The sequence below is a fragment of the Moorena sp. SIO4G3 genome (assembly GCF_010692305.1).
Classification (GTDB): Bacteria; Cyanobacteriota; Cyanobacteriia; order Cyanobacteriales; family Coleofasciculaceae; genus Moorena; species Moorena producens_A.
Genome location: NZ_JAAHIG010000030.1, coordinates 1 through 25,846, shown reverse-complemented (window position 1 = coordinate 25,846; position 25,846 = coordinate 1). Strand labels below are relative to the sequence as shown.

Below are 25,846 nucleotides of genomic sequence, written 5' to 3'. Positions count from 1 at the left end.
GACTTTAACTTACTTTTCTCCCCCAGGATTGGGGGTCGCGGAATCATAGCCAGAATCAGTAACGCCTGATACCGAGTTGCGTTCAAACACAGAAGGTAGTGCGAGCATCTTGCTCGCGCGGGCTTTTCTGCTCGTACTACAATTAAAATTATGTCTATGAACGCAACTTGGTATTACTACAGACTATCAGTGCAATACCATCATTCAACTCCCGTTATAGTCGTGTTAAGCAGCGTCGGGCTTTGCCTAGGCTGTGTATTTTGAGCATTTTTTGGTTCTAATTGTTCATCCCGGGATCGCGAGCAACGCTCTGAGGCTATAATCCATATATTGCAATGGATCCACGGTCTCGTTACCTTACACAAAAAGTGCATAAACTTTTTCCTCGGGCCCTAGGACAAAGTGAACAGCCTAGGCTTTGCCCGAAAGACTTAGCGGGATTTTAGGCGTTGCTGAATAATCGAATGATTTTAAGAGTAGGTGCGTGCCTCAAGGGCCGCGAGCAATCCCTCGCGGCCTAGGGTCGCACCTGTAGAATGGGCATCTTGCCGTGGAATGGGCATCTTGCCGTGGAATGGGCATCTTGCCGTGGAATGGGCATCTTGCCGTGGAATGGGCATCTTGCCGTGGAATGGGCATCTTGCCGTGGAATGGGCATCTTGCCCGTTCCTTAGATTTTCGAGCGGGCAGGATGCCCACTCTACTCCTATTCATTACTTGACTGACGCAACGCTAATCAGCAACGCTATTCGTAGAGCTACTTGTCACTTCAGGGAATGCTAAAACCCCCTTGACAAGGGCTTATTTTCCTTAACTTCTCACCAATGGTGCAATAGAGATCACGGTCAATTTAACTCCAGTCCACACATAGCTCATCAATGCACTGGATCATTACTGTAGAAAAATTACTCCCCCCAATCTCGTTAAGGGGGGAGTTTCTGCTGAAGCTTTACTTGAGGTTACGAATCGGTAATATCATGTCCGGTTGAATACTTACACCCTTGCGCTGAATCGAAGGCAGAGGGCAGAAGGCAGCTATGCTGAAGGAAAGGAGTAAGGTTTAATCTCAGAAGGTTTGTTATCAATAATTATCAGGACATGATATTAGGGATTTTCTTTGAGACGATAACCCAAACCATAGACTGTCTCAATCAAATCAGAGGGAGCTCCTGCTGCGTCGAGTTTCTGTCGTAAACCTCGGATATGAGCTTTAACGGTTGCTTCTTCTGGTAGTCGTTCAAAGGACCAGAGGTTTTCCAGGATTTGAGCACGGCTAAACACACGGCGAGGATGGCGCAGGAAAAATTCTAGCAGAGCATACTCTTTTGGACTTAGGGACAAGAGGCGGTCTTCATAGAAGACTTCACAGGTACTGGGATCAAGGCGGAGAGAATCCCATTCCAGTACAGGTGGTAAAGTAGTATTTCCCCGGCGCAGTAAGGCCCGAATCCTAGCGGACAACTCTCCTAAATCAAAGGGTTTGACTAGATAATCATCTGCACCAGCATCAAGTCCTAAAATTTTATCACTGATGGTATCCCGAGCCGTCAGCATTAGAATGGGAGTAAGGTCGCCTTGGGAGCGCAACTTTCGGCAAAGAGTAATACCATCAATCTTTGGCAGCATGACATCTAACAAAATTAAATCATAGCTGAAGCTCTCTACTAGTTCCCTACCCACTTGACCATCATTGGCAACATCCACGACATAATGCTGGTCGGTGAGGTCTTCAGCAAGGGCGTCGGTAATCCGCTCATCATCTTCTACTAGTAAAATCCTCATCTTCAGCACCTCTGAATGATTACCTGAGTTTTATCTTTGATTATGACCAATTTTTTGACAACTGTAGAAAAATTCGCGAGTTTTCCATGATACTGCCAAGATGATTGATAGTAAGTCCGGTTAATCAGTTAGTAAGTATTCAGCCGTCAGCCGTGAGCCAAAGGCTCACGCTACTTGAGGTGCCGTCAGCTTATTTTATTGAAAAGCTGTTCGGTGTAGCGTTGGCTATGGGCATAAACTGTTCCGGTAGCGTGGCTACAGCGCTTTTGGCTGATAGCACCTCAAGTAGCATCTCAAGTAGCGCATTAGCTGATAGCTGAATGCTTACATCAGTTACCAAATAGTCCTGGTATTTTTGGTAATGGCTTATGGGGAATCGTCAACTACAGCATTGTTAGTTGAAATATAGAAATGAAACTAATAAAAATAGGCAACTTCGGCTCAGCAATGCAGCGCTTTTTGATACTGTTTTCGTCAAGTATTTTTCCCTTGTCCAAAGTTCTATTGTCCAAAGTTGCCGACAACTGCGCCGAAGTCTAATTAGCAATTATTCTCAATCATGGCACGAGTTACCCAAGGCCACTGGGAGGGTTAGCCGATCAGTACGATTATGATCAAATATGATCGAAGTGTAAAGAATTATTTCGAGCTGGTTCCATGAAACGCATTGTACTGATAGCAGGATTTGAATCCTTCAATGCTGACTTGTACCGCAAAGCTGCTGAGTTAGCTAGCTCCCGCTGTCCGGAACTGGATATTAGAGTATTTAGCGATCGCGAAATCACTGCCAACCCTGATACTGTAGACGCTGCCCTCCAAGATGCCCAAGTCTTCTTCGGTAGTCTACTATTCGATTATGACCAAGTGTTATGGTTACGCGATCGCATCCAACACATTCCCATCCGCTTGGTATTCGAGTCAGCTCTAGAACTGATCAGCCTGACTCAAATTGGTCAGTTCAAAATTGGGGATAAACCCAAGGGGATGCCCAAGCCAGTAAAATTCATCCTCGACAAATTCAGCAACGGACGAGAAGAAGACCGCTTAGCCGGTTATATCAGCTTTTTGAAAATTGGTCCGAAGCTGCTGAAATATATTCCTGCTAGAAAAGTCCAAGACTTGCGCAATTGGCTAATTATCTACGGTTACTGGAATGCTGGTGGCTCAGACAATGTGGCATCTATGTTCTGGACCTTGGCAGAGAAATACTTAGATCTGACAGTGGGAGAAATTCCGCCACCAGTGGAAACTCCAAACATGGGGCTACTCCATCCGGACTACGACGGGTATTTTGAATCCCCACGACAATACCTAGAATGGTACCAAAGCTTCAAAGTTAAACAATTAAACCTTATTGGGCAAAGCCCTACCAGCCCGCTAGCTTCTCAACACAACCTTAGAGAAAACCCTGTTGTCGGGATTCTGCTTTATCGGAAACACGTAGTTACAAAACAACCTTATATTCCCCAGTTAATTCGCTACTTTGAGGAAGCTGGATTAACTCCTTTACCCATCTTTATCAATGGTGTAGAAGGTCATGTAGCCGTGCGGGATTGGATGACATCTGCTTATGAAACCCAACAGCGGCAACTGGATAACGTGGAAACTCCTTCCCTCTCTAAAGACGCTGTAGAAGTGGATGCCATTGTGTCTACCATCGGTTTCCCGTTAGTAGGGGGTCCAGCTGGTTCTATGGAGGCAGGAAGACAGGTGGCTGTAGCGAAACGTATTCTCACTGCTAAGAATGTCCCTTACTGTATTGCTGCACCCCTACTGATTCAAGATATTTACTCTTGGACAAGACAAGGCATTGGGGGGTTGCAAAGTGTCGTCTTATATGCATTGCCCGAATTGGATGGAGCAATTGATACTGTACCCCTAGGTGGTTTAGTCGGAGAAAATATTTATCTGATTCCCGAACGAGTTAAGCGACTGACTGGACGGGTCAAGCGTTGGATTCAACTCAGGCAAACCCCACCAGACCAAAGACGAATTGCAATTATTCTGTATGGTTTCCCTCCTGGGTATGGAGCAACAGGAACAGCAGCCTTATTGAATGTACCGCGATCGCTCCTTAAATTCCTCCATGCTCTAAAGGAACAAGGTTACACTGTTGGGGAATTACCAGAAGATGGGGAAGAACTAATCCGCTGGGTGAAAGCAGCAGACGAGCGGTCGAATGGTAAATGTTCTAACCAGCAACCTTCAACCACCAACCAGCAACCTTCAACTAGTAACCTTCAACTAGCAACCACCAACCTTCAACTAGCAACCACCAACCTTCAACTAGCAACCACCAACCTTCAACCTTCAACCACAGTTAACGTTAAAACCCTACAAGAATGGTTAGGCTACTTGCTAACTACCCGTATTGAAAAACAATGGCAATCCTTGACTGGTACAGGAATCAAAACCAATGGGGATGAGTTCGAGATTGGTGGGATTGAGTTAGGAAATGTCTGGATTGGGGTACAACCACCCCTGGGTATTTCTGGAGACCCGATGCGGCTGATGTTTGAACGAGACATGACCCCACATCCCCAGTACACTGCCTTTTATAAGTGGTTACAGAATGATTTTGATGCCCATGCGGTGGTGCATTTTGGCATGCATGGCACCGTGGAATGGTTACCTGGTTCACCCCTGGGGAATACGGGGTATTCTTGGTCGGATATTTTGCTAGGAAATATCCCAAATCTATATATCTATGCCGCCAATAATCCTTCAGAGTCAATGTTAGCCAAGCGTCGGGGTTATGGGGTGTTGATTTCCCATAATGTACCCCCTTATGGTCGGGCTGGTTTGTATAAGGAGTTGGTAGTGCTACGGGATTTAATCTCGGAGTATCGGGAGGATCCTGAAAAGAACTATGCCTTGAAAGAAGCAATTTGTAAAAAGATTATCGATAGTGGCTTGGATACCGATTGTCCCTTTGAGGATGCTAAGAGGTTGGGCATTACTTTCAGTCCAGAGAATGCCCAGATGTTTAGTGCTGATTCATTTAATCGCTATCTTGTCAAGTTGTACAACTACCTGCTAGTGGTCGAACAACGCTTGTTTTCCTCTGGGCTGCACACTCTAGGTCAAGTGCCTGATTCGGAACAGTTAGGGTCTTACCTCCGGGCGTATTTTGGGGAAGATGTCCCGGAAGCAATGGTTAAAGCCATTGTGGATGGAGAATTTGAATCCCAAACACCAGACGGACGTGAACAGGTCGAGGATGAGAAGGTTGAAGAGGCGTTACGGATTGGTGAGTTGTTGATGCAGACTGGGGAGGAGTTGACCAATTTGTTGCGGGGGTTGAATGGGGAGTATATTCCTCCAGCTCCTGGGGGGGATTTGTTGCGGGATGGTCCTGGGGTTTTGCCAACAGGACGGAATATTCACGCTTTGGACCCTTATCGGATGCCCTCTCCGGCAGCTTATGAACGGGGCAGGGAGGTGGCCAGGAAAATTATTGCCCAGCATCTTGAGGAACATCAGGAGTATCCGGAAACTGTTGCGGTAATGCTATGGGGATTGGATGCGATCAAGACTCGTGGGGAGTCCTTGGGGATTTTATTGGAGTTAGTAGGTGCAGTACCTGTTAAAGAGGGAACGGGACGGATTGTACGGTATGATTTGATGCCCTTAGCTGAGGTAGGTCATCCTAGAATTGATGTGTTGGCAAATCTGTCAGGGATTTTTCGGGATAGTTTTGTCAATATTGTTGAGCTGCTGGATGATTTGTTCCGTAGGGCGACTGAAGCAGATGAACCGGAGGAAGAGAATTTTATCCGCAAGCATGGGTTAGCGTTGCGATCGCAAGGGGTAGATAATGTTTCTGCTCGGTTGTTTTCTAATCCAGCCGGAGATTATGGTTCTCTGGTCAATGACCAAGTAGTGGATGGTAATTGGGAATCGGGAGATGAATTAGCGAATACATGGCAAAGCCGCAATGTATTTAGTTATGGACGGCAAGATAAAGGTCAAGCCCGTCCGGAAGTGATGGAGCAGCTGCTAAAAAGTACTAGTCGTATAGTCCAGGAAATTGATTCTGTCGAATATGGGCTGACGGATATTCAAGAATACTATGCCAATACTGGAGGCTTGAAGCGAGCAGCCGAAAAGCAAGGGGGTAAGACCGTTAATGCCAGTTTTGTGGAAAGTTTCTCAAAGGATACTACACCCCGGAAGCTAGAGGATTTGTTGCGATTGGAGTATCGGACAAAGTTACTCAATCCCAAATGGGCTGAAGCGATGGCCAATCAGGGGTCTGGGGGAGCTTATGAGATTTCCCAACGGATGACAGCATTGATTGGTTGGGGGGGTACTGCTGATTTTCAAGATAACTGGGTGTATGACCAAGCAGCAGATACTTATGCCTTGGATGAAGAAATGGCCAAGAGGTTGCAACAGGCAAATCCTGAGGCATTTCGCAATATTGTAGGCCGGATGTTAGAGGCAAATGGACGAGGATTCTGGGAACCGGATCAGGAAAGCTTACAGAAGTTACGGGAGTTATATGATCTCGCCGATCAGGAGATTGAAGGCGTGACGGCTGTAGGATAAGAGAGTGTGGGGTGACCGAGTGTGGGAATCGGGTGAACATCTTGCTCGTAGTCATCCCGATTCCTAAACCTGAAAATCTTTAACTTACTCGTTCACCCTACCCTCGTTTACCCTAGATCCGTTTAGGCAATCAATAAGAGTGTGAGTATAGTTATTTTATCCTAACTATACTCGTTCACCAGATTTTATGGCCTTTGCCTGAATAGCCTTGTTCGCTAGAGTCTTTAGTTTGCTTTTCTAACTCTTCAGCTAATTTGGCAAATTTTTTCATTTCATCAATTAATGCTGCTGCTCCACTATTTTGGCTTGTTGATTGTTGGGACATCGATGTTTATCCTGATAATTTTACTTACATTAGCCGCACCGTAGATTTACTCATAGAGGAACTCTACGAAATTGGCTCTCTATTTTTATATTTCTTGGGACAATAAAATAATCCGGATTAAGTCGGGTAGTTTAATATGAAGCGATCGCTAACTAAATAGGCAAGATTATAAAGTTTTTGATTACTATAGCAATAAGCAGAATGCTTCGGATTTACTCTGATTTTAAAATTGACAATCAACAATAGTTAATGAACAATGGTTAATTTTAAATTAACCATTGACTAATAATACCCATTTACACTATACTTTGTACCCATGGCAACGGAAATTGAACGCAAATTTCTAGTTAAAGGCGAAGAGTGGCGGAAACTAGGCACTGGTAGTGTTTATCGCCAAGGTTACATTCGTACAACTAACCGCACTACTGTCCGGGTGCGCCTGGTGGGAGATCAAGGATATCTTACTATCAAAAGTCCCAAGGTGGGTTTTTCTAGAAAAGAGTATGAGTATCCTATCCCAGGCTCGGATGCTCAAGAAATGCTCGATACTTTGTGCCAGGGTCCCTTAATTGAGAAAACTCGTTATAAAATTGAACACGCTGGCTTGATTTGGGAAGTGGATGAGTTTGCTGGGGATAATCAAGGATTAATTTTGGCAGAAGTTGAACTCACTGATGAAAATCAGGACATTGAACTACCAGAATGGATTGGAGTTGAAGTCTCTGATGATCCGAGATACTTCAACTCCAATTTAGTTCAGCATCCCTATACTCAATGGTTACACAGAATCTAGGCTATAGGGTGTGGGGTGTGGGGTATGGGGGAAGAGAATTTGTACTTCTCTATCAGGAGTTATTTTAATCAGCGGCTTCGGGTGCTGGCAGATGGTCTGCTAATTGCTCAACAGATTCTACATCGATGGCCAGATCCATTAACTGTTCTAATTTTTCGACACTCAACCCCTTCACACGAGCTTGAATTTCAGGGGATAGGTCTCCAAAGCGCCTGTGAAGCAATCGTAGCAGCAGTCGCTCAGCTCCTTCCTGACGACCTTCTTGACGACCTTGCTTAATTCCCAACCTTTCGATACTCGTGACATACTTCATGTTGAGCTCCTGTTCGTACTGGTTAAGTTCTTGATTAAATGCTTGTTCTAGTCCTTCAGGTAAGTGCATTACCCAGTCAATGAAGTGATACAAGTTTAGGATGTCTTGTCGCTGATACCCTTGCTGGTACAATCGTCTGGTCAGAGCCATTTTCCAGATTTTCCGTTGCTGGCCATCACTGCGAGTATCAACTGCTTTCAGGTGAGCCATGATCACCGTGGCAAAGGGATTGGCACTTTGTTCTAATTCTGGCCACTGCTGTTTGTAGTCTAGCAGTTTCACCATCAAAAAATTGAACTGGATTTTACAGCCGAAGATTTCGCTACTGTATTGGGTTGGTCGCCACTGGGGGTTGGTATCACTCAGGACCGCTAAACTGGCCACTGGTCGATTGTAGCGTCCGCTAATCCGATGATGGTAGGTGTACATCCGTTTAGCAAACTCCGTCTGTTTTTCCCCTTGGACTTCCACATGAATTAGAATCCAAGTTTCTTGACCATTGTTGAGCCAGACCTTAACCAGTTTGTCTGCCCATCGACGTCCTACTTCCGCGTCGCGCACCACCTTTTGCAGTTCTTTGTCTAAGAACTCACTTGGACGAGACCAATTGATTTGACTATGAATGTGGGCAAAGCACAGGGCAATGAAGGGCTCAAAGTACCATTCCAGGGTGTCTTTCCAGGGGGAATCATAGTCCGCTGCTGGGTTAATCATTAATTTCCTCTTGTTCGGCTGATTAATCTAATTAATCACCAAACCCTGTTTCCCTGCTCTGAAAATATCTCTGTCGTAAGTAAATATGGGGGCGGTGGGACTTGAACCCACACGACCGTTTAAGGTCAACGGATTTTCATTCTCCCGTAGCTTTCGCTACTGCCATAGCTGGCTCTTGAGAATTGGACTCTCTCTTTACCCTCGGCTTTACGTTAGGGTAGCTCCCGTCGAGTCTCTGCACCTTCCGAGATGTTTTCCCGGCTTGGCTCAGGATTGCCTTATCTGTTACCAGACTTAGGTTTCCCTGAATTTGAGAGCATTCACATGACAGATTTCTCTATCAGTGCTCAATTTTCTTAAGTCCGTAGCGTCTACCATTCCGCCACGCCCCCTAGTTGATATCACATAGCGGTGGGTTTGCGTTTACCCATCAACCACTGTGATTTCACTGTATTCTATTTAACCATGAACTGAGCCTACTATGCAAGTATAGTATTGAAATTTTTGAAATTTTTAGGATGGGGCAAAGTCTGCCTCTGGGGGAACACAGGGCAGCATGTTCGACCTAAGGTAGTATAGTAGGGTTGAGCGATTGACCTTGGCCTTTGGGCCACGCTAATTTGTCTTCTGTGTCCTAAACCAAAATTCTATGATTACTGCGATACTATACCTGTCTTTGGCAGGAGCCTACTTATTGGTATTCCCTCTGGCCATCTATCTCTACCTACAGAAACGGTGGTACGTTGCTAGCTCCTTCGAGCGGGGCTTCATGTACTTCATGGTCTTCTTATTCTTTCCAGGTTTATTACTCTTCAGTCCAATCTTAAACCTCCGCCCCAAGCGGCGTCAGCCACAAGGGTAAGTCAGTCACTTAAGCGATCATTATAGGGTACCTAAATGAATTGTGAGAATTTTTGTTCCCTGCTCCCTGTTCCCTGTTCCCTGTTCCCTGTTCCCTTTGCTATAGTAATTCATGCGACGAATTGACGCGATTGGAATTGCCCTTGGTATCTTTGCTGCTGGCGGCATAGCCTACTTGATCTTTCAGCTTGCTGGGTACGATCACATCCAAGCCGGGATTTGGAGTCAAGTCCTCTTGGTTGGGGGGTTAGTTGGGTGGGTGCTAACCTACCTGTTTCGAGCCTTCACCCAAACCATGACCTATAACCAGCAGGTGAAAGACTATAAAGATGCTGTCCTGCAAAAGCGACTCGAAGAAATGACACCAGAAGAACTTGCCCAACTCCAAGCAGAGGTGGAACAGGAAAAGCGTTTGACCAAAGCACAGGACGATTCCTCCATATCCCCTTAACCAGGGGGGCAGGGCAAAACTAGTTGACGAATGACCAATGACAAAAATTTCCGATTGCTTCGGATCCCTGAGATCTAACTCCCAGTGTGCTCTGATTCCTTTTATTACCGCTGGGGATCCCGATTTAGAAACCACCGCCAAAGCCTTGCGGGTACTCGATCAATCTGGTGCTGACATCATTGAACTGGGAGTACCCTATTCTGACCCCTTGGCCGATGGTCCAACTATCCATGCTGCTGCGACTAGAGCATTACAAAAAGGTGTGCAGTTGGATGATGTGCTGGCAATGGTAAAGGACGTTAGCCCAGAGATACAAGCGCCAATTGTCCTATTTACCTACTACAATCCCATTCTCAACCGAGGGATTAATTCCTTCTTAGAGCAGATTGCTGAAGTGGGGGCGAAAGGGTTAGTGGTGCCTGACTTACCCCTGGAAGAAGCTCAAATATTGCTGAAACCTGCAGCCGAGCTCGGGATTGAAGTGATATTGTTAGTGGCACCAACTTCACCAACAGAACGGATTGAAGCGATCGCTAAACAGTCTCAGGGCTTTATTTACCTAGTCAGTGTTACCGGTGTCACCGGGATGAGAACTCAGCTGCAATCACGGGTAAAAGACTTACTCAATCAGATGCGTGGTCTCACTGATAAGCCCATTGGGGTTGGCTTTGGGATCTCCCAGCCAGAACAAGCTAAGCAGGTCAAAGATTGGGGAGCAGATGCCGTTATTGTCGGTAGCGCTATCGTAAAGCGTTTGGCAGATGGCACTCCATCAGAAGGCTTGTCAGCCATTGGGGAATTTTGCCAAAGCCTGAAATTAGCCATTAGGGAGTGAAGTTATGGTTACTCAGGCTTGGCATTTACCGTCTAGGATACGAATCAGAAACTACTGATCGGATTAATCCTTCGTATTTAGATGTTATTTGATATCCAGATGGGTTCTCGGATTGAAATTCTTTCTGGGATTTATAGCAATCCGTGTAGGAATTGAGAGAATTTTGATGCCATATTCCCTACTCCCGTCTTGATACAGTCGCTCATGGGGGTTTCCCCCAAGACCGCGCTGCATCGCTACTTCCTACTCCCTGTTCCCTGTTCCCTGTTCCCTGTTCCCTGTTCCCTTTGCTATATCGATTTCGTTTCCAAACACTGTAACGAAATCCTCTTTCATACTGATAACTGTCCAACCACGAGCGTCGGCCTCCCGAAGAGCATTCTCGGCACCTGTATCGTATACATATTCGCGGGGATCATCGTGGTGAACCAGCATCATCAAAGCTGGCCCGTCTTGCTCGTCAGTGTACTGAAGCATTTGTGACAGCTCCTACACTGACCCGTTGGGTTCAGTGTAGGCTTCCCAGCCAATCCAGCTATTGCTTAGGAGGCGCTGGGCTTTAAGAACGGACTGCCCTACCGCTCTATTTTTAATATTGATTGCGGCATTATGGTCACGATCCAAGCTGCATCCACAATGGGGGCAATCATGCCACCTTACATGCAGCTTTTTAGGGACTTTCTTACCACAATTGGAACAATTCTGTGAAGTATTCTGAGCGCTTACTGGAACCGCCAACAAGCCAGCATTCTCGGCTTTGCTTGTCAAGATTGTCAGAAAGCTTGACCACCCAGCATCTAGCACAGATTTAGCCAATCGAGACTTGGCTAGTCCTTTTACGTTTAGTTTTTCATGAACGACTACATCGTATTTTGATAGCAGGTAATTAGCTGTCTTAAAATGAAAGTCTTTTCTCTTATCAGCTAGTTTTTTGTGCTGTCTACCAAGCTGCTTGATAGCTTTGAGTCTGTTACTGCCTCCTTTTTTCCGTCGAGATACCCGTTTTTGGATAACTTTTAATCTTTTTTGCGACTTTCGATAGTATTGGGGAATCTCTATATTTTCCCCTTCAGATGTGGTCAGAAATTCTTTAAGACCAACATCAATACCAACTATTGATTCAGGATTAATATCGGCTTTAACCTCGGGAACAGTTTTGTCTTCTAGGGATAAGACCAGGTAATAGCCATCGCATTTTTTGGTGATCGAAGCTGTTTTAATCTTAAAGCCATCAGGGATAGGGCGATGTAGTACAATTTTGACCTTACCTATTTTTGGTAGGTTGATCAGATTGCCTTCCAAACATCCTTCTTTCATTTGAGGGTAAGTAAAGGTGCGGTAGCGGTGCCGCTTTTTGAATCTGGGTTTTCCGCTCCTTTTACCGTTACTATCCCCTTTGATAAACCGGTCAAAGGCTAATTTAACTCTTTTGACTAAATCCTGAAGTACTTGTGAGTGGATCTCTTTATACCAAGGATGAGTCTTTTTGAGATTTGGGAGAGTTTTCTTATTAAACTTAGTTAGTGGGTCACCCCACTGACTAGTCTCCAGAACCGTACGTGACACTTTCGTATCATACGGCTCCTCATTATAGGATTGAACCTTGACAGTGGTGCCTCTAGAACGGATTTTCANACAAAAATTGATCGAAGATTTGTTTGAACTACTCTTTAGAAATAGAACTATCAAGATTGATATCGAGAGTTTCAAAAGCTTCCTCTATATGAGTTGTATCGATTTGGTAAGCTTGATAAAATAGTTTAAGTTCCTCTATCACAATTTTGTCATCTTCATTGCCATCAATGAGTTTGATAAAGGCTTCATAAAAATCATAATCTAAACGCTTATCGAGGCATTCTAACCATTCACTGAGTTCAATCTGACCATTCCCATTTAAATCAACTAAATCTTGTAACCATTCTCCAAAGCTGATCCAGGAGAAATACAAAAATTCATAATCTTGACTTCCTGGTTTCCAACCCCGGGACTGGGCAATCTAAGTACAGGACAAAAAATGTAAAGATTGCCGAAAGTCGGCACTGGTTCCGCCGAGTGAGAAGCGAAAAGTTTTGACATTAGTTGTTTACAGAGCATATCGAATTGTGAATAACTGCGACCAAGATATGCCAACCTCCAAAATGCCTAACTTCACCGCAGGCACAATCTTTGTGGTAAAATGAACTCGTACACAGTTGTGTACTAACCAGTAGACATCAAGGGTTCTTTGAAGGTTTTTGCGAGATTAACGCATAGGTGTTGGTTTTACGCCGAAAGGCGCTCGTTACGACGTCCCCCAGAAGCATTGAAAGCTGAGCCATGATTGGCATGAATATCACTGTCGGTGACCTCATGCTCAGTTTCAGGATGCTCAGGCACAGGAGCTTGATATTTTTTTCGTTTACGACCTGCACCTTTGTTCGCACCCTTATTTTTAAGTCGCACTCGGATCCCTTTTTGCAACCCCTTTGGTGGACGTCCCGGTCGCCCCGTGCGCATCACCTCATGGCAGATCTCAAACAGCAGGTTGCCATATCGTCGTTCTCCATCGGTTAAGAGATTGAGGCTTCCGGTTTGGTCAATCACCAACGCTCACGACTTTCAACCCCTGCTCAAATAACTGTTGTTCTTTCGCTCCACAGTGCAATTCCCATAGAAATCGACTGCCTCGCTCCATCAAGACCATTGTCCATCCGTGGTGATTCTGAAGCAGGTAGGTTTTTATCTACAATCGTCAACAGCTCATCTCCTTCTATCTCCTGATGAATAAACTGATGGAGCAGGGCATAAAGCATCAGGGTAGGTTTGAGACCCGCTAAACGTCTTTGAAAATCAATTACACTCTTTTTTGATAAAATTAAGTTTTTATATGTATCATTAAGATCCATAATACCCTTCTGGCTTTAAGAATCACGGATTACCGACTCAGGGGAGTGGTCAGAGCCGCCAGTGGCGGCTGCTATGGTCTCGCTGAAATAGATGTCACACTCTCGGCAATGATAAATCGTACGGAAACCATGGTTTTGAGTACTATAGCGGTGGTGAGGGGACACATCCTCACTCCCACATCCAGAACATGGGTAGGAAAATAGTTCGATCATACAACCACCATTGAGGAAAGGCTTCTATTAACTCCAGCATGCCCCTATTTCATGACCTGCAAGGCTTTTCTCCTTCACATTCGACCGAACCAGTACCATTACGTCACATTTTCCAACTCTGCGGACAGGGCAGCGAGATCAAGTCCGAACTTTGGTCTACTCCTCCTGTTAATCAGCTAGTCTTTATCGGTTATCATTTAGATACCGATAAACTTCGCCAAAAGTTAAATAACTCAGGACTTACGCACAGACTCCATGGGTAGGCTATGCCACACCTTGTTCACACTACAGGTAGTGTAAATTGAGGGATTTGCGTAAGTCCTATAACTGCTTGGCTACTTCTGTTACTGTTTAATTTCATCTAATTCAAATTCATGACCTTAGGTAAGTCCGAACCCAACCAGATTGAGAAAATTGATCGCAAATTACCAAAACTAAATACCACCCAACAACCTCTCGTTTCTGAAGAAGAGATGCGCCAAGCGGTACGGACTTTACTGTTAGGATTGGGAGAAGACCCAGACCGCGAAGGCTTGAAAGATACTCCTAAAAGAGTGGTCAAAGCCTTGAAATTTCTGACTTCTGGCTATCATCAATCTTTAGACGAACTCCTCAACGGGGCAGTATTTCACGAAAATACCAATGAAATGGTCTTAGTTCGGGACATTGACCTATTTAGCTCCTGCGAACACCATATCTTACCTATTCTCGGTCACGCTCACGTCGCTTATATTCCCGACGGTAAGGTAATCGGACTGTCAAAAATTGCTCGTATTTGTGAAATGTACGGACGACGTTTGCAGGTACAGGAAAGATTAACTGCCCAAATTGCCGATGCCCTTCAAGGATTATTAAAACCAAAAGGGGTAGCGGTAGTAGTGGAAGCAAGCCATATGTGTATGGTAATGCGAGGAGTCCAAAAACCTGGTTCTTGGACTGCCACTAGTGCGGTTAGAGGTGTATTTGCAAATGATCCAAAAACCCGTCAGGAGTTTATGAGTTTAATTCACCACAACCCTTCAATGCATTAATTAATTTGCGTGGCAGCGTGAGAGATGGGTATAAAGCTCATCTCTTTTTTTGATACAATGATTATCGTCATCAAAAAAAACTCCTTATGATTATTGCTGTCGCCAGTCCGACCGGTGCCGGTAAAACCCACTGGATTGGTCAACAAATAGCCGAAACCAATAAACCTGTAGGTTATTTCAGTCCTAAAACCGATTCCGTACCCATTGATGCAATATATCTCCAAAGTGAATACCCTCAACTAAAACTTTATCAGACAGGGGAAGAAGCGGAATTAGACAAAACCATTACTTATCTAGAGATTCCCTGGTATTTGGATTTAGCCGGAATTGAACCTTTACTGCAAACTTTTAACCCCCATCGAGTAGCCATAATCCCCGGCGATACAGATAGTACAGAGTTAAATACTTGGGCGGATGAAGTTATTCCAGGAAATAACATCACTAAGCCAACCACAGCTTTGCAGATTCATCGGGGGGTTTTGACGGGGGAAATTTTAGATTTTGATAGTTTAGCTACTTTTTGGCTGGAACTTACTCAAGGTGCTTACGGTGAGGTAGCTCGGGTAAAAGGACTTTTCGACCTAATGGATGGACAAATTTATTATGGTGACTTCATACTAGGGGAATCCGAATTAGCATTTACACCTTTAAAATTACCCCGTTGGTTAAATGGTAAACCAGATCGTTTTAGTGGTTTTGAAATAGTAGGTAGTAATTTAGATAAAGCTGAAATTGTTCAAACTGTCCAAGATTGCTGTCTTCCCGAATCGGCAATTAATTATTACCAACAACAAGTAAAAGAGTCTTTAGAAATTGAACCAGAGGTAGAAGTGGTATGAAAATAGCAGTGATATCTTGTATCCATGGTAATTATGCAGCGTTAGATGCAGTTTTACTGGATATTGACGAACAAAAAGCAGAAAAGATTTATTGTCTGGGGGATTTAGTGGGTTATGGTCCCTATCCTAATGCAGTGGTGGAACAAATTCGTTCTTTAGATATTCCCACTGTACAGGGTTGTTGGGATGAAGATATTGTAGAAGGACTAAATGCTTGTGAATGTAGTTATCCTTCCCTGTTGGCGGAAAAAAGAGGTCAAATCGCCCACGAATGGACAAATAAGCACGTCAATCCCGAAGTTAGGGAATATTTAGCCCAACTACCCCATACCTACAAAGAAGATAATCTCTGTTTCGTACATGGTAGTCCTAATAGCAACCACGAATATTTGTTACCCGAAATGGATGCTTTCACTGCTTTAGAAAGAGTTCTCTCCAGCGATGCAGATATATTATTTTGCGGACATACCCACTTTCCCTATGTCCGCACCCTAGATTCTGGACAATTACAGGTTAAAGTTCGTCAACCCAGTAGAAACGAACAACCAACCATAAGTTTTAATAGTCCCCTGAAGCGAATTATCAATGTCGGTTCGGTAGGCGAACCCCGTCATGGTCGTCCCAATGCTACCTATGTTATCTATGATACGGAAACACAAGCAGTAAACTTGCGGGAAGTGGAGTATGACTATCAAACCACCTGCGCTGCCATCTTAGATGCTGGTTTACCACCGATTTTCGCTTGGCGTTTGGCTAGAGGTTTGGAATTTGCTGAAAAAGCCGACGATCCGACTCATGTGTGTGAGAGGTAAATTAAATTACTTAAATATTTAAATTGAAAATCAATGTGGGCAATTTTAAGCGGAATTGAAGGAAATATCGCAGCTTACGAAGCAGTGTTGGCAGATATCAAACGCCAGCGCTTTAAGGTGGAAGCATTGTATATTCTGGGCGATATCGTAGCAGCTAACCAAGATAGCGAACAAGTAATTAAACGAATTCAGAATCCTTTACCTAGAGAATTAGAACCCCAAGTATGCGTAGGCTGGTGGGAAGAACAATGCTTTACTTTACACGGTTTGGGTTCGACACCAGAACCGACAGAATTAATCGAGCGCTTTGGTAAAGAAACCGCTAAACTTCTTTGGGATTCGGTATCTCGCGAAACCGTACAGTGGTTACGCAACTGTCATTTTGGCTTCTTTGAATTAGATTGTTTGTTAATTCACGGTAGCATTGTTAGCGTCAGCGATGAGTTAACCCCCGAAACCGCACCCTGGAAAATGTTAGACCGCTTGCAAAGAGTCCAGGCAAATTATCTCTTTTGTGGTCGTTCGGGTCAAGTATTTGAATATCAACTACAAGGAGGTTCGGTAAATAGTTCGGTGATGACTTTAGAACGCCAGCAACCCGTGCAAACTATTACTGCACCGAAAAGAAGAGTTGTTGGTGTAGGAAATGTAGGCAAAGAACCAGGAAAGGCTACTTATACGCTTTATAGTCCAAATAGCGATTTTCTAGAGTTTAAAACAGTTTTTTATGGCAATAAAAAGGGATATGGTAATTAGTTTCAGGTTGCTAAAGGTATGGCTAAGTGCATGCAACAGGTAGTCAGAGACAACTTTCTGGAAAAGGCGTTGCTGATTTTGGGTATGCTTTCGCCCCCTAGCCCCCCAAGCGAGGGATTTAGGGGGCTGTAATAAAATCAGATAATGGCGCATTAATTCCTTAATTCAGCAACGCCCAAACGTCGCTGATAATTGCTATAGTAATAAATATTAGTGCTTAATTGGTGACGGCTTAGCAGCTACCTTGATTTTAAATTTTGAAATGAGCAATGAGACCAACCAAGGCATGTGACGCTTGATCAGGACAATCAGCTTGCCGTAGTTTGTTATTACCTGTTCCCGTTGTCGTCGGTAAATAGCTTGAACAATTTGTTTGGCAGTTTGCTCAGCAGAAATCAGAAGCCTGGGGGAAATAGGATCCTCCCAGTCTGAATGCCAAATGCCCTGATTGTCTAGCTGACGAATTTCAGTAGCAACGTACCCTGGACAAATGTGTGTGACCGACACCCCATCGGGAGCCAACTCCTGAGACAACGACTCACACAAAGCCCGGATAGCAAATTTACTCATACTATAGGGAGAATCGCCACTCAAGGCAAGGTAACTTTTTACGCTACTAATGATGACCAGTCTTCCTTTAGTTTTCTTGAGGTCATCTAAGGTCGCGTAGATGGTACTCAGTACCCCAAAAACATTGGTTTCCCACAGACGTCGATAGTCATTCACCCTGAGGTTTTCCACATTACCCTTCAAAGACCAGCCAGCATTAGCAACAACGATATCAATTTTGCCGAACTTACTACGGGCAAAGCTTGCCGCTTTATCCAGCTCACCATCCTTCGTGACATCACAGGGGATAGCAAGTACACGTTGACCATTAGGATCAATTTGTGAAGCTATGGTTTCTAATCGTTCTGCTCGCCGAGCTAGGAGTACCACATTGGCTCCTTCACGGGCTAATTCATGAGCAAGAGCTGCTCCAATGCCAGAGGAAGCTCCTGTGATTAGTGCCACTTGATCCTTAAAGTTGCTCATCTATTGCTTGCTTAAAGTTAATTTCAATATTTTGAGCTGGATTGTATTAAATAATAAAATTTTACTGTATAATTTTGAATCCTAAGATAAACACTCGCCTCGTTGAGCTTCAATCGGGTCGCGAACAATCTAACGATATCAGCCCCAAGTTACCTTCGCTAGTATAAGGTCTAATGAATCTCCCGGCTTTTAAGGGTCAAAGAAGTCAAATATCCCAGTTCTCCCTAAGTCGTAAAAAATTTTGTGCCAAGGACTTGACACATTTGTAATATGCATGTAGTATAACAGTAAGGTTAAAGAGAAAACATCGCGCTACAAGGAGGGATGCCCAATGATTCATGTTCGGTTTGAAGGTCGTTCCTACGACATTGCTGAAGGTCAGCTGGGTATAGCCAAAAGTATGAACGATATTGCTGTTAAACAGCAACTTGCGAAGTACTTTGATGTAGCCCCAGAGCGCTTTACCTCTTATGTCATTGACCGCAGTACCAACCGCAATCTGATTATCAGACCTGAAGCGGTTTATGGTTAAGGTTTATGCTTAAAAGGTGTTAAAAGGTTAAACCTTTTGTACTGTGCCCTAATCTCAAGAAGCCTACCAAAAAATCCGGGAACGTGAGAGCCCCTCTCTTTTAAGGAGGGGATGAAACGGACACGACGGGTTTTAACCCGCCGTATCTATAATATGAAAAAGGAGAATCGTACGCCTATTGCCTCTTAAAAGATGGTGAAAAACCCAAAAAACAACAACGGTAAAGGTGTTGCTGATATTTCCCACGAAAGTAGTCAGACAGTTAGGTATTGACCTAACCAAGCTGAGTAGGGGAGCTTTGACACTCCCGCACCGGTATGGCATTTTCGACTCTTTGAAAAAATCATACCGGAAAAGATGTGTTCGCGTTCGCGTAGCGTCGGCGAAAGCCGATAGCGTCGGCGAAAGCCGATAGCGGCACGGTTTCAACCTGCCGTGTAACAACCTTTTAGAATCCCCCTCTTTTAAGTGGGGGAGATGTCAAACACAGATAACGATCCTAAAGTAACGAACTCGGGTAACCGAGGAGCGCGAGCACTAAGCCATTGTCTTACAGAGATTTGGCGTGCGTGTCCACTGCTAAGCCATGCTTGGTAGCGATGCAGCGCGGTCTTGGGGGTTCCCCCCACTCGCGCTTTGCATCAAGACAAGGACGATCGTAAGTTGCTATAAAGCTGTTGTTAACTTGCACAGAAGCAATTGTTCCAAATTTCCCCCCGCGCCCTAACCGCTGAAGCTTACATACTACCGACTACGAATCGGAAGGTTATAGGTTCGAATCCTATCAGCGGCGCTATTTGCCGCTGTAGCTCAAATGGATAGAGCATCATGTTCTTAAAAGCTTTACTGACTTGCACGGGGACCCTAATTCTAGTGGAAATCAGCTGCCATAACTAAACAATTTTAAAAATTCACTGAGTCACCTTCGCGCCCTGACCCGGAAAGCTTTCATACTCGCCAAATGGAAAGGCACTTGACTCAAAATCGAGAATATACGGGTTCAAATCCCGTGTGTGAAACAACGGCTTTCTGAACTTGCGCGAAGCGATGCAGCGCGGTCTTGGGGGTTTCCCCCATGAGCGACTGCATCAAGACATTGATTCAATCTTATATAAATNTGGTGGGAGGATGTCAATCATGGTTTACCACTGCCTCACCAATATTGTTTGTTAGAAAGCTAGCTTTTTTTTATAGAATGATTATAATTGTCATAAAGTATCTATTCGAGATTGTCTGCTGGTGAACAAAACTAACGATCGTTTTGAAGTTGTAATTGTGGGGGCTGGGGCTGCTGGAATTGGCTGTGCAGTAGTCTTAAAATATTTAGGAATTGAAAACTTTGTCATTTTAGAACGACATCAAGTAGGGGCTTCTTTTAGGCGTTGGGCTGAAGAAATGCGATTCATTACGCCGTCGTTTCCCAGTCATGGTTTTGGATTGCTGGATCTCAACGCAGTAGTTTTAAATACTTCTCCTGCCCTCAGTTTCAGAAAGGAACATCTTTCGGGGAAAGAATATGCCCTATATTTGGAGACTGTAGCAGAGCATTTTCAACTACCTATAAAAACCGAGACAAATGTGAAAACTATTGCAGCTTTACCTCAAGGCAAAGGCTTTGTCTTGGAAACTTCTAAAGGCGAGTTGCGTTCACGCAGTGCCTCAGCTTCGCTGAGATCGCAGTTTGTGATTTGGGCAGCAGGAGAGTTTCAATATCCCAATCTTAATCCGTTTCCAGGAGCAGAATTCTGCATTCATAATTCCAAAATACGTTCTTGGACAGAGCTTAAGGGGAAAGAATTTGTAGTTGTGGGAGGCTATGAAAGCGGTGTAGATGCAGCGTCAAATTTGGCAGCATTAGGGAAAAAAGTAAAGTTAATCGATCGCCAGAGTAGCTGGTTAAACTTAGACTCAGATCCTAGTGTTTCTCTGTCTCCTTATAGTCTAAAACGTTTAGAAAGAGCTTATTCTATGGGTCGGGTCGAACTAATTGGAGAACAGAACATTGAAGCAGTCAAAGCAGTAAAAAAAGGATATGTGGTGGAGAGCGAGTACGAACAGTGGTTTAGTTCCACACCGCCAATTCTCTGTACGGGATTTAACAGCAGTTTAAAACAAATCGCACCTCTATTTGACTGGTCAAATGGCTATGCAGCCCTGACTGAAGAAGATGAGTCTACCCTAACTCCAGGATTATTTGTCGTCGGTCCTTCGGTGCGTCACGGAGAGTTGATTTTTTGCTTTATTTACAAATTTCGGCAGCGATTTGCTGTAGTCGGTAATGCGATCGCTCAACGTCTGGGAATCGATCCAACGACCTTGGAAGCCTATCGCCGAGAAGGTTTGTTTCTAGATGACCTTTCTTGCTGTAATAACGATTGTGTTTGTTGAACAATAAGATTTATGTTGTGTTGCTATATCTGCCCTAGTAATCGGTCATAATCTGCGTGCGAACCGATCCAAAACCAAATCACCGTGTCTCCTTCTACTTGACCAACTGCTCGGTAGTTCTTGTTGATGCGAGCGGAGAAAATTGGAAGTTCTGGATGCACTTTCTTAAAACGCAGGCTTGGATAGCTTGAGTCTTGCTGAAACTGGCGATAAGCTGCACGGGCTTGTTGTTGAACCTGCTGAGGCAAATCAGCAAACATTTTGCGGAATTGAGCGGTAGTGCGTGATTTCACAGCTTATCTGGATCAAGTTCTTGGGTTTCACCATCGTGGTACTCAGCCATTGCTGAACTTGTTGTTGAACCTGCTGAGGCAAATCAGCAAACATTTTGCGGAATTGAGCGGTAGTGCGTGATTTCACAGCTTATCTGGATCAAGTTCTTGGGTTTCACCATCGTGGTACTCAGCCATTGCTGAAGCAGCAAGCTTGGCGAGAACGTCCGGAGAACGGGAGAATGAATCGTCCCAACGCCTTTCATCCTCAATTTCCTCTAAGATAATTGAGGCAATTGCGTTCTGTTCACTTTCAGTCAAGGTCTGTAACCTAGCAATCGCACGCTCAAGTAACTCAGTCATTGCTATTTCACTCAGAGCATAAACTATATCTTCTTTATTATCGCTGTTTTCAGCCAAATTGAGCAGAGTCTGAAGTTCATCCACCAGATCGAACCATATCTAACGGCACGGTTCAGCGGCGCTTCAATACCTTGAAAAAATCAACAGGGTTTATCGTAGCGTCCGCTGCAACAAGTTGTTAGAAATCGCAGGGGACTTTGACTTAACCGAACCAACTAAACCCTATCAAAATCGGTTTTAAAATACTCAAGTTTTAACTTTTATTCACAAACTAATGGCGGGGAAATGAAGGGAACGATCCCCTCCCAACCCAAGCCACGAATTGTTTTTCCCACCACTGACAAAGATAGAAAGACTGAATCGTTTACCACCGACGCAACATAACAATCGCCCTCCCAACTAACCTCACCACTTTAATCTAGGAGACGGGATGCTAACAACAATCTTCAGCGGCGCGCAAACCATGCTTCGGGAAGGCCGAATCCTTAAGCCTGTGCGTCCGATTGCAAGAAATTGTTAGGCACAAGCGAAATGCCTAGTGCCCGACGGCTAAGCCAACTTAGACGCCCTATGCACATTATTAGAAATTGCACCTTAAGGTATATCTAGCATTTGGCTGTATAACTCTACCTGTCCCTAATTGATCAGTGCAGACCCTCAGCAATAAACTGGCAGCAGGTCTATTAAGATTCACCACTATGGTGGAATATCTTATGATCCTATATTGATAGCCTTGATTGTCTAAAAAATCGTTAAAGCCTGCTTGGTCTGCTAAAGCTGCTGCTGGTAATCCTACAACAAACAGCACCAACAACGATATACAACATACACATCTCAGCAACCAATTATTTTTCAGAGGAAACTCCTCTATGAATAAACAACAAAAATCTTTGTATCCCCCAATTTTTACGCACCAATCTCAGTATTGATACAACTGGATAATCTGCTTACTGAGGTAGCTTGCCTATAAGCTTCTTATGTAAAACTTTTGAGCAAGCAACCTAGTGGTAGGTTGACGAACTACGGTGACGGGCTATATTTAGTCGTAATTTTAAAGCCTCACTATGAATTATTATCAATAATACGGATTTTTTCCATCTAATCACCCCCAATACGGATTTTCTTAAGATTTCATCCGCATAACACCCTGCATAGGGATGTTATACGTAAATTTTCTGTATAATTCCCTTATCAGCGTTTTATAGGGATTTGTTTGCCCCGATGATCGACACAACGACCTTGGAAGCCTATCGCCGACAAGGTTTGTTCTTAGATGACCTTTCTTGCTGTAATAACGATTGTGTTTGTTGAAAAGTAAAGTGAATATTTTTACGCCGTCAAAATTAGAGCGCGATTGTATTGTGGTTATTGGTAAAGAGAGTACGGGCAAGTCCCAACTAATTGCTTCTCTTACAGGACAGACTGCCCATAGTGCCAATTTTCGCGGTTCTACAGTGACTTGTGACACTTATCAATCTGAAGCCTATACCTTTATCGATACTCCTGGAATTCTCTATCGTTCCGACAGCGTAACTACTAAGAAAGCTTTAAGACAGCTACAAGAAAATGACACCGTGCTATTGATAGTCAAGGCAACCGAAGTAGATCGAGATTTAGCAGATCTACTACCTTTAGTAGCAGATAAAAGGGGCATTGTGGTGATTACTTTCTGGGATAAGGTATTCTCGACGGTTCATAACGGACATCTCACGGGTCTGGGGCAACCCCAGACCCCGTGTCCTCCTCAACAAGTGGTTCGGGAATGGAGGGAAACTTCTAGCCTGAGCATTGTCACTGTAGATGCCCGCCACATTACTACAGAACAAAAAGACCATATTTTTGCTTCTCTGCAAGAACCTCATCCTTTTCCCGTACAATGGATTCCTACAAGGGCTGGCTGGCATATTCAACCCCAACCAACGCTGTTAGAACATCCTCGACTAGGCTGGTTATTGGCGATCGCTTTATTACTTATTCCTGCGATTATTGCTGTCTGGGGTGCTAACTCCTTTGCGACCTTAGCAGATCCTATAGTACAAAGTGCGATCGCTCCCCTTCTTGAGCCTTTATCCCAACTCCCAATCTGGTTAAGAGAAATACTGATAGGTCAGTATGGACTGATAACTATGAGTCCGTTGCTGTTTATTTGGGCGATGCCCACAGTAATTCTCTATGCCCTATTCTTGGGCGCATATAAAGCTAGTGGGTTAATAGAACGAATTACCATTGCTCTCGATCCTTTACTCCGTCAGTTTGGGTTATCGGGACGGGATTTAGTACGAGTAATTATGGGTATGGGGTGTAATGTTCCTGCGGTGATTAGCACCCGTGCCTGTTCTAGTTGTTCTAGGGGAACTTGTATTTCCGCGATCGCTTTTGGTTCGGCTTGTTCTTATCAGTTTGGCGCAACTTTAGGGGTCTTTAGTGCTGCTAAGTTACCTTACTTGATAATTCCTTACCTGCTGTATCTAACCGCAACCACCTTGATATATACCTACATCATTTCTTCCCCTACAGCTAAATCGAATCAGAATCCCCTAGTAATCGAAAAAAGAGCATTTTTAGAATTTCCTCATTCGTCAGTAATTTGGCGCGAAGCTAAGTCAACTATTAATCAATTTTTGTTCAATGCAATTCCCATCTTTTTAGTTATTACCGTTATTGCTTCTGTGTTGAATTGGTTAGGAACAATCGCAGCTTTAGCCAATATTATTAACCCTTTGATGGGATGGTTTAATTTACCCCCTGAAGCCTCATTGCCTATTGTTTTAGCTTCTATTCGCAAAGATGGACTGCTATTATTTGCCGAACCAGAAACCTTGGCTATGTTAACTCCATTGCAGGTTTTGACTGGGGTGTATCTAGCAGGAGTATTGCTACCTTGTTTAGTTACTCTATTAACTATTACGCGAGAACAGTCTCTTAGATTTGCCTTATTGCTGTTAAGTAGACAGGCGATCGCTGCGATATTTTTTTCTCTATTACTTGCTTGGGGAGGATTATTAATCAAGTAATAAGTAATTGGCGATTGGTAGTTTCGGCACGAAAATGTACGGTAATACCACTTGAGCTGCTGTAATAATCCTTGAAACCATGATAATACCAAATCCGGAAATATACTCAATACAAAATCATAATGTCAAATGCAAAAAAAAGCTTATTTAGCTGACCATATGAGTAATGGTGAACTGAAAAAAAGATACAGATAACAGTCCAACAATTACGAGCACAATTTTCCGATCGCGTAGCGTGGCCTACGGCCTTTGCTCAGATAGAGGTCTGGTTTTTTGATGAACACAGAGTCGGATTAAAGCCAATTATCAGAAAAATCTGGGTTCCTATAGGAGAAAGACCTACAGCAGTAGTACACCATCGTTATGAGTGGAGAGGATGTTTATGGATTTGTTGAACCAAAAACGGGAAAAACTCTCTGCTATTTAATACCAAGAGTTAACAATCAATGGTTAAGCTTAGTCTATCAAGCGCACCTAAGCGGTCTTGGGGAGGCAGCGCGGTCTTGGGGGTTCCCCCCGGAGACGAAACCTGATTACGTTGAGCCTTTATGGTTGGTAGGCTATGCAGAAAAGGGTTAAAACTTATTGATTAGCGTGATTTGCGCGGTCTTGGGGAGCCAGTGCGGTCTTGGGGGTTCCCCCCATGAGCAACTGGCGTGGTTTCCCCCACTCGCGCAAAGCATGGCTGACAAGGCGAGCCTGTCTTACGGTAACTTCAAACCACTCGCGCTTTGCCGTGGTTTCCCCCATGAGCGACTGCATCGCTCTCCTACAGAGACGCTCTGCGAACAAACCATGACCTCAGAGATTAAAAATTTAACTAATTATCATTGGTTAACTTATGACTAACTTTTATAAGCTTTTATAAACCGGATTTGGGATCAGTTATGAACTTTAAAATCACCCGATAAGTTGTTTGTCACTATTAGTCGTTGGCCTGATATCAAGTTCCCTATTCCCTTAACTATCAATTATTATCTGAAGTATTGTTGATTTGAACATTCCTGTGACTAGTACCATTGTGACTAGTACCATTGTGACTAGTACCATTGTGACTAGTACCATTGTGACTAGTCCCATA

The 25,846-nt window shown here is 44.0% G+C and carries 27 protein-coding genes, 2 tRNA genes and 1 pseudogene; 17 read left to right on the top strand and 13 right to left on the bottom strand.

The annotated features are described in order from the left end of the window. The first annotated feature begins 550 nt into the window (after positions 1-550). On the top strand, positions 551-721 hold the full coding sequence (locus F6J99_RS08095) for a hypothetical protein (protein WP_293112485.1): 171 nt from the start codon (positions 551-553) through the stop codon (positions 719-721). A 383-nt stretch (positions 722-1,104) separates the two neighbouring features. Here F6J99_RS08095 and F6J99_RS08090 read toward each other — a convergent pair whose 3' ends face one another. Further along, complete coding sequence (locus tag F6J99_RS08090) at positions 1,105-1,782, bottom strand: response regulator transcription factor (protein WP_293112484.1); 678 nt, start codon at positions 1,780-1,782, stop codon at positions 1,105-1,107. Positions 1,783-2,439: 657 nt separating this feature from the next. Here F6J99_RS08090 and bchH point away from each other — a divergent pair. Further along, on the top strand, positions 2,440-6,333 hold the full coding sequence (gene bchH / locus F6J99_RS08085) for a magnesium chelatase subunit H (protein ID WP_293112483.1): 3,894 nt from the start codon (positions 2,440-2,442) through the stop codon (positions 6,331-6,333). A 175-nt stretch (positions 6,334-6,508) separates the two neighbouring features. On the opposite strand, the gene F6J99_RS08080 is transcribed toward bchH, so the two are convergent. Then, on the bottom strand, positions 6,509-6,658 hold the full coding sequence (locus F6J99_RS08080) for a hypothetical protein (RefSeq protein ID WP_158517112.1): 150 nt from the start codon (positions 6,656-6,658) through the stop codon (positions 6,509-6,511). A 316-nt stretch (positions 6,659-6,974) separates the two neighbouring features. Here F6J99_RS08080 and F6J99_RS08075 point away from each other — a divergent pair, with 316 nt between their 5' ends. Next, positions 6,975-7,451 (top strand): CYTH domain-containing protein, encoded by a 477-nt coding sequence (locus F6J99_RS08075; protein ID WP_070392218.1) that lies wholly within the window; start codon positions 6,975-6,977, stop codon positions 7,449-7,451. A 64-nt stretch (positions 7,452-7,515) separates the two neighbouring features. Here the strand turns inward: F6J99_RS08075 and F6J99_RS08070 are convergent, their stop codons facing one another. After that, positions 7,516-8,478 carry a DUF4351 domain-containing protein gene (locus F6J99_RS08070; protein ID WP_293112482.1) on the bottom strand — a complete coding sequence of 321 codons (963 nt, stop codon included), beginning with the start codon at positions 8,476-8,478 and terminating at the stop codon, positions 7,516-7,518. Between the two features lie 646 nt (positions 8,479-9,124). Here F6J99_RS08070 and ndhL point away from each other — a divergent pair. From ndhL to F6J99_RS08050, 4 genes and pseudogenes are all read left to right on the top strand, one after another. After that, positions 9,125-9,340 (top strand): annotated as a pseudogene (gene ndhL, locus F6J99_RS08065) (NAD(P)H-quinone oxidoreductase subunit L); the annotation flags it as partial. Between the two features lie 111 nt (positions 9,341-9,451). Further along, positions 9,452-9,790: a DUF3007 family protein gene (locus F6J99_RS08060; RefSeq protein ID WP_293112481.1), complete on the top strand. Its 339-nt coding sequence runs from the start codon at positions 9,452-9,454 to the stop codon at positions 9,788-9,790. A 37-nt stretch (positions 9,791-9,827) separates the two neighbouring features. Next, positions 9,828-10,625 (top strand): tryptophan synthase subunit alpha, encoded by a 798-nt coding sequence (gene trpA / locus F6J99_RS08055; RefSeq protein WP_293112480.1) that lies wholly within the window; start codon positions 9,828-9,830, stop codon positions 10,623-10,625. A gap of 204 nt (positions 10,626-10,829) precedes the next feature. Next, on the top strand, positions 10,830-11,108 hold the full coding sequence (locus F6J99_RS08050) for a hypothetical protein (RefSeq protein ID WP_293112479.1): 279 nt from the start codon (positions 10,830-10,832) through the stop codon (positions 11,106-11,108). A gap of 6 nt (positions 11,109-11,114) precedes the next feature. Here F6J99_RS08050 and F6J99_RS08045 read toward each other — a convergent pair whose 3' ends face one another. The 5 genes from F6J99_RS08045 to F6J99_RS08025 form a co-directional block, all read right to left on the bottom strand. After that, a complete protein-coding gene (locus F6J99_RS08045) occupies positions 11,115-12,191 on the bottom strand; it encodes a transposase (protein ID WP_293112478.1) in 1,077 nt (358 codons plus the stop codon). 97 nt (positions 12,192-12,288) lie between these two features. Continuing rightward, the gene (locus F6J99_RS08040) at positions 12,289-12,573 is read right to left on the bottom strand and encodes a hypothetical protein (protein ID WP_293112477.1); all 285 of its coding nucleotides are present in this window, start codon (positions 12,571-12,573) and stop codon (positions 12,289-12,291) included. A gap of 314 nt (positions 12,574-12,887) precedes the next feature. Beyond that, positions 12,888-13,211, bottom strand: coding sequence for a hypothetical protein (locus tag F6J99_RS08035; protein ID WP_293112476.1), 324 nt, complete (start codon positions 13,209-13,211; stop codon positions 12,888-12,890). A 23-nt stretch (positions 13,212-13,234) separates the two neighbouring features. After that, positions 13,235-13,510, bottom strand: a complete 276-nt coding sequence (locus tag F6J99_RS08030) for a hypothetical protein (RefSeq protein WP_293112475.1) — start codon at positions 13,508-13,510, stop codon at positions 13,235-13,237. 15 nt (positions 13,511-13,525) lie between these two features. After that, positions 13,526-13,723, bottom strand: coding sequence for a hypothetical protein (locus F6J99_RS08025; RefSeq protein ID WP_293052139.1), 198 nt, complete (start codon positions 13,721-13,723; stop codon positions 13,526-13,528). Positions 13,724-13,761: 38 nt separating this feature from the next. On the opposite strand from F6J99_RS08025, the gene F6J99_RS45480 reads away from it, so the two are divergent. The 5 genes from F6J99_RS45480 (at position 13,762) to F6J99_RS08005 (ending at position 17,161) form a co-directional block, all read left to right on the top strand. Then, the gene (locus tag F6J99_RS45480) at positions 13,762-13,986 is read left to right on the top strand and encodes a GTP-binding protein (RefSeq protein WP_365972856.1); all 225 of its coding nucleotides are present in this window, start codon (positions 13,762-13,764) and stop codon (positions 13,984-13,986) included. Between the two features lie 111 nt (positions 13,987-14,097). Then, positions 14,098-14,754 carry a GTP cyclohydrolase I FolE gene (gene folE, locus F6J99_RS08020; RefSeq protein ID WP_293036179.1) on the top strand — a complete coding sequence of 219 codons (657 nt, stop codon included), beginning with the start codon at positions 14,098-14,100 and terminating at the stop codon, positions 14,752-14,754. Between the two features lie 86 nt (positions 14,755-14,840). Then, a complete protein-coding gene (locus F6J99_RS08015) occupies positions 14,841-15,593 on the top strand; it encodes a GTP-binding protein (protein ID WP_293052145.1) in 753 nt (250 codons plus the stop codon). Continuing rightward, on the top strand, positions 15,590-16,405 hold the full coding sequence (locus tag F6J99_RS08010) for a metallophosphoesterase family protein (protein WP_293112474.1): 816 nt from the start codon (positions 15,590-15,592) through the stop codon (positions 16,403-16,405). Before F6J99_RS08015 ends, F6J99_RS08010 begins: the two co-directional genes overlap by 4 nt. Before the next feature lie 33 nt (positions 16,406-16,438). Further along, a complete protein-coding gene (locus tag F6J99_RS08005; RefSeq protein WP_293112473.1) occupies positions 16,439-17,161 on the top strand; it encodes a metallophosphoesterase family protein in 723 nt (240 codons plus the stop codon). Positions 17,162-17,371: 210 nt separating this feature from the next. Here F6J99_RS08005 and F6J99_RS08000 read toward each other — a convergent pair whose 3' ends face one another. After that, complete coding sequence (locus F6J99_RS08000) at positions 17,372-18,196, bottom strand: SDR family oxidoreductase (protein ID WP_293112472.1); 825 nt, start codon at positions 18,194-18,196, stop codon at positions 17,372-17,374. 331 nt (positions 18,197-18,527) lie between these two features. On the opposite strand from F6J99_RS08000, the gene F6J99_RS07995 reads away from it, so the two are divergent. After that, positions 18,528-18,728 (top strand): hypothetical protein, encoded by a 201-nt coding sequence (locus F6J99_RS07995; protein ID WP_070393156.1) that lies wholly within the window; start codon positions 18,528-18,530, stop codon positions 18,726-18,728. A 464-nt stretch (positions 18,729-19,192) separates the two neighbouring features. Here F6J99_RS07995 and F6J99_RS07990 read toward each other — a convergent pair whose 3' ends face one another. Continuing rightward, the gene (locus tag F6J99_RS07990; RefSeq protein ID WP_293112471.1) at positions 19,193-19,357 is read right to left on the bottom strand and encodes a hypothetical protein; all 165 of its coding nucleotides are present in this window, start codon (positions 19,355-19,357) and stop codon (positions 19,193-19,195) included. Positions 19,358-19,455: 98 nt separating this feature from the next. Between F6J99_RS07990 and F6J99_RS07985 the strand changes: the two genes are divergently transcribed. The 3 genes from F6J99_RS07985 to F6J99_RS07975 all read left to right on the top strand — a co-directional run bounded on the left by F6J99_RS07985 (position 19,456) and on the right by F6J99_RS07975 (position 21,116). After that, a tRNA-OTHER gene (locus tag F6J99_RS07985) sits at positions 19,456-19,521 on the top strand. Positions 19,522-19,675: 154 nt separating this feature from the next. Beyond that, positions 19,676-19,747 (top strand) — tRNA-Leu (locus F6J99_RS07980). A 220-nt stretch (positions 19,748-19,967) separates the two neighbouring features. Then, positions 19,968-21,116, top strand: coding sequence for an NAD(P)/FAD-dependent oxidoreductase (locus F6J99_RS07975; protein WP_293112470.1), 1,149 nt, complete (start codon positions 19,968-19,970; stop codon positions 21,114-21,116). Positions 21,117-21,139: 23 nt separating this feature from the next. Here F6J99_RS07975 and F6J99_RS07970 read toward each other — a convergent pair whose 3' ends face one another. Further along, entirely contained in the window at positions 21,140-21,409 is a 270-nt protein-coding gene (locus F6J99_RS07970) for a hypothetical protein (protein WP_293112469.1), read from the bottom strand. Positions 21,410-21,532: 123 nt separating this feature from the next. After that, a complete protein-coding gene (locus F6J99_RS07965) occupies positions 21,533-21,835 on the bottom strand; it encodes a hypothetical protein (protein WP_293112468.1) in 303 nt (100 codons plus the stop codon). 1,235 nt (positions 21,836-23,070) lie between these two features. On the opposite strand from F6J99_RS07965, the gene F6J99_RS07960 reads away from it, so the two are divergent. Further along, positions 23,071-24,765, top strand: coding sequence for a nucleoside recognition domain-containing protein (locus tag F6J99_RS07960; protein WP_293112467.1), 1,695 nt, complete (start codon positions 23,071-23,073; stop codon positions 24,763-24,765). Between the two features lie 582 nt (positions 24,766-25,347). Here the strand turns inward: F6J99_RS07960 and F6J99_RS07955 are convergent. Next, a complete protein-coding gene (locus tag F6J99_RS07955) occupies positions 25,348-25,515 on the bottom strand; it encodes a hypothetical protein (protein ID WP_293112466.1) in 168 nt (55 codons plus the stop codon). Between the last annotated feature and the right edge of the window lie 331 nt (positions 25,516-25,846).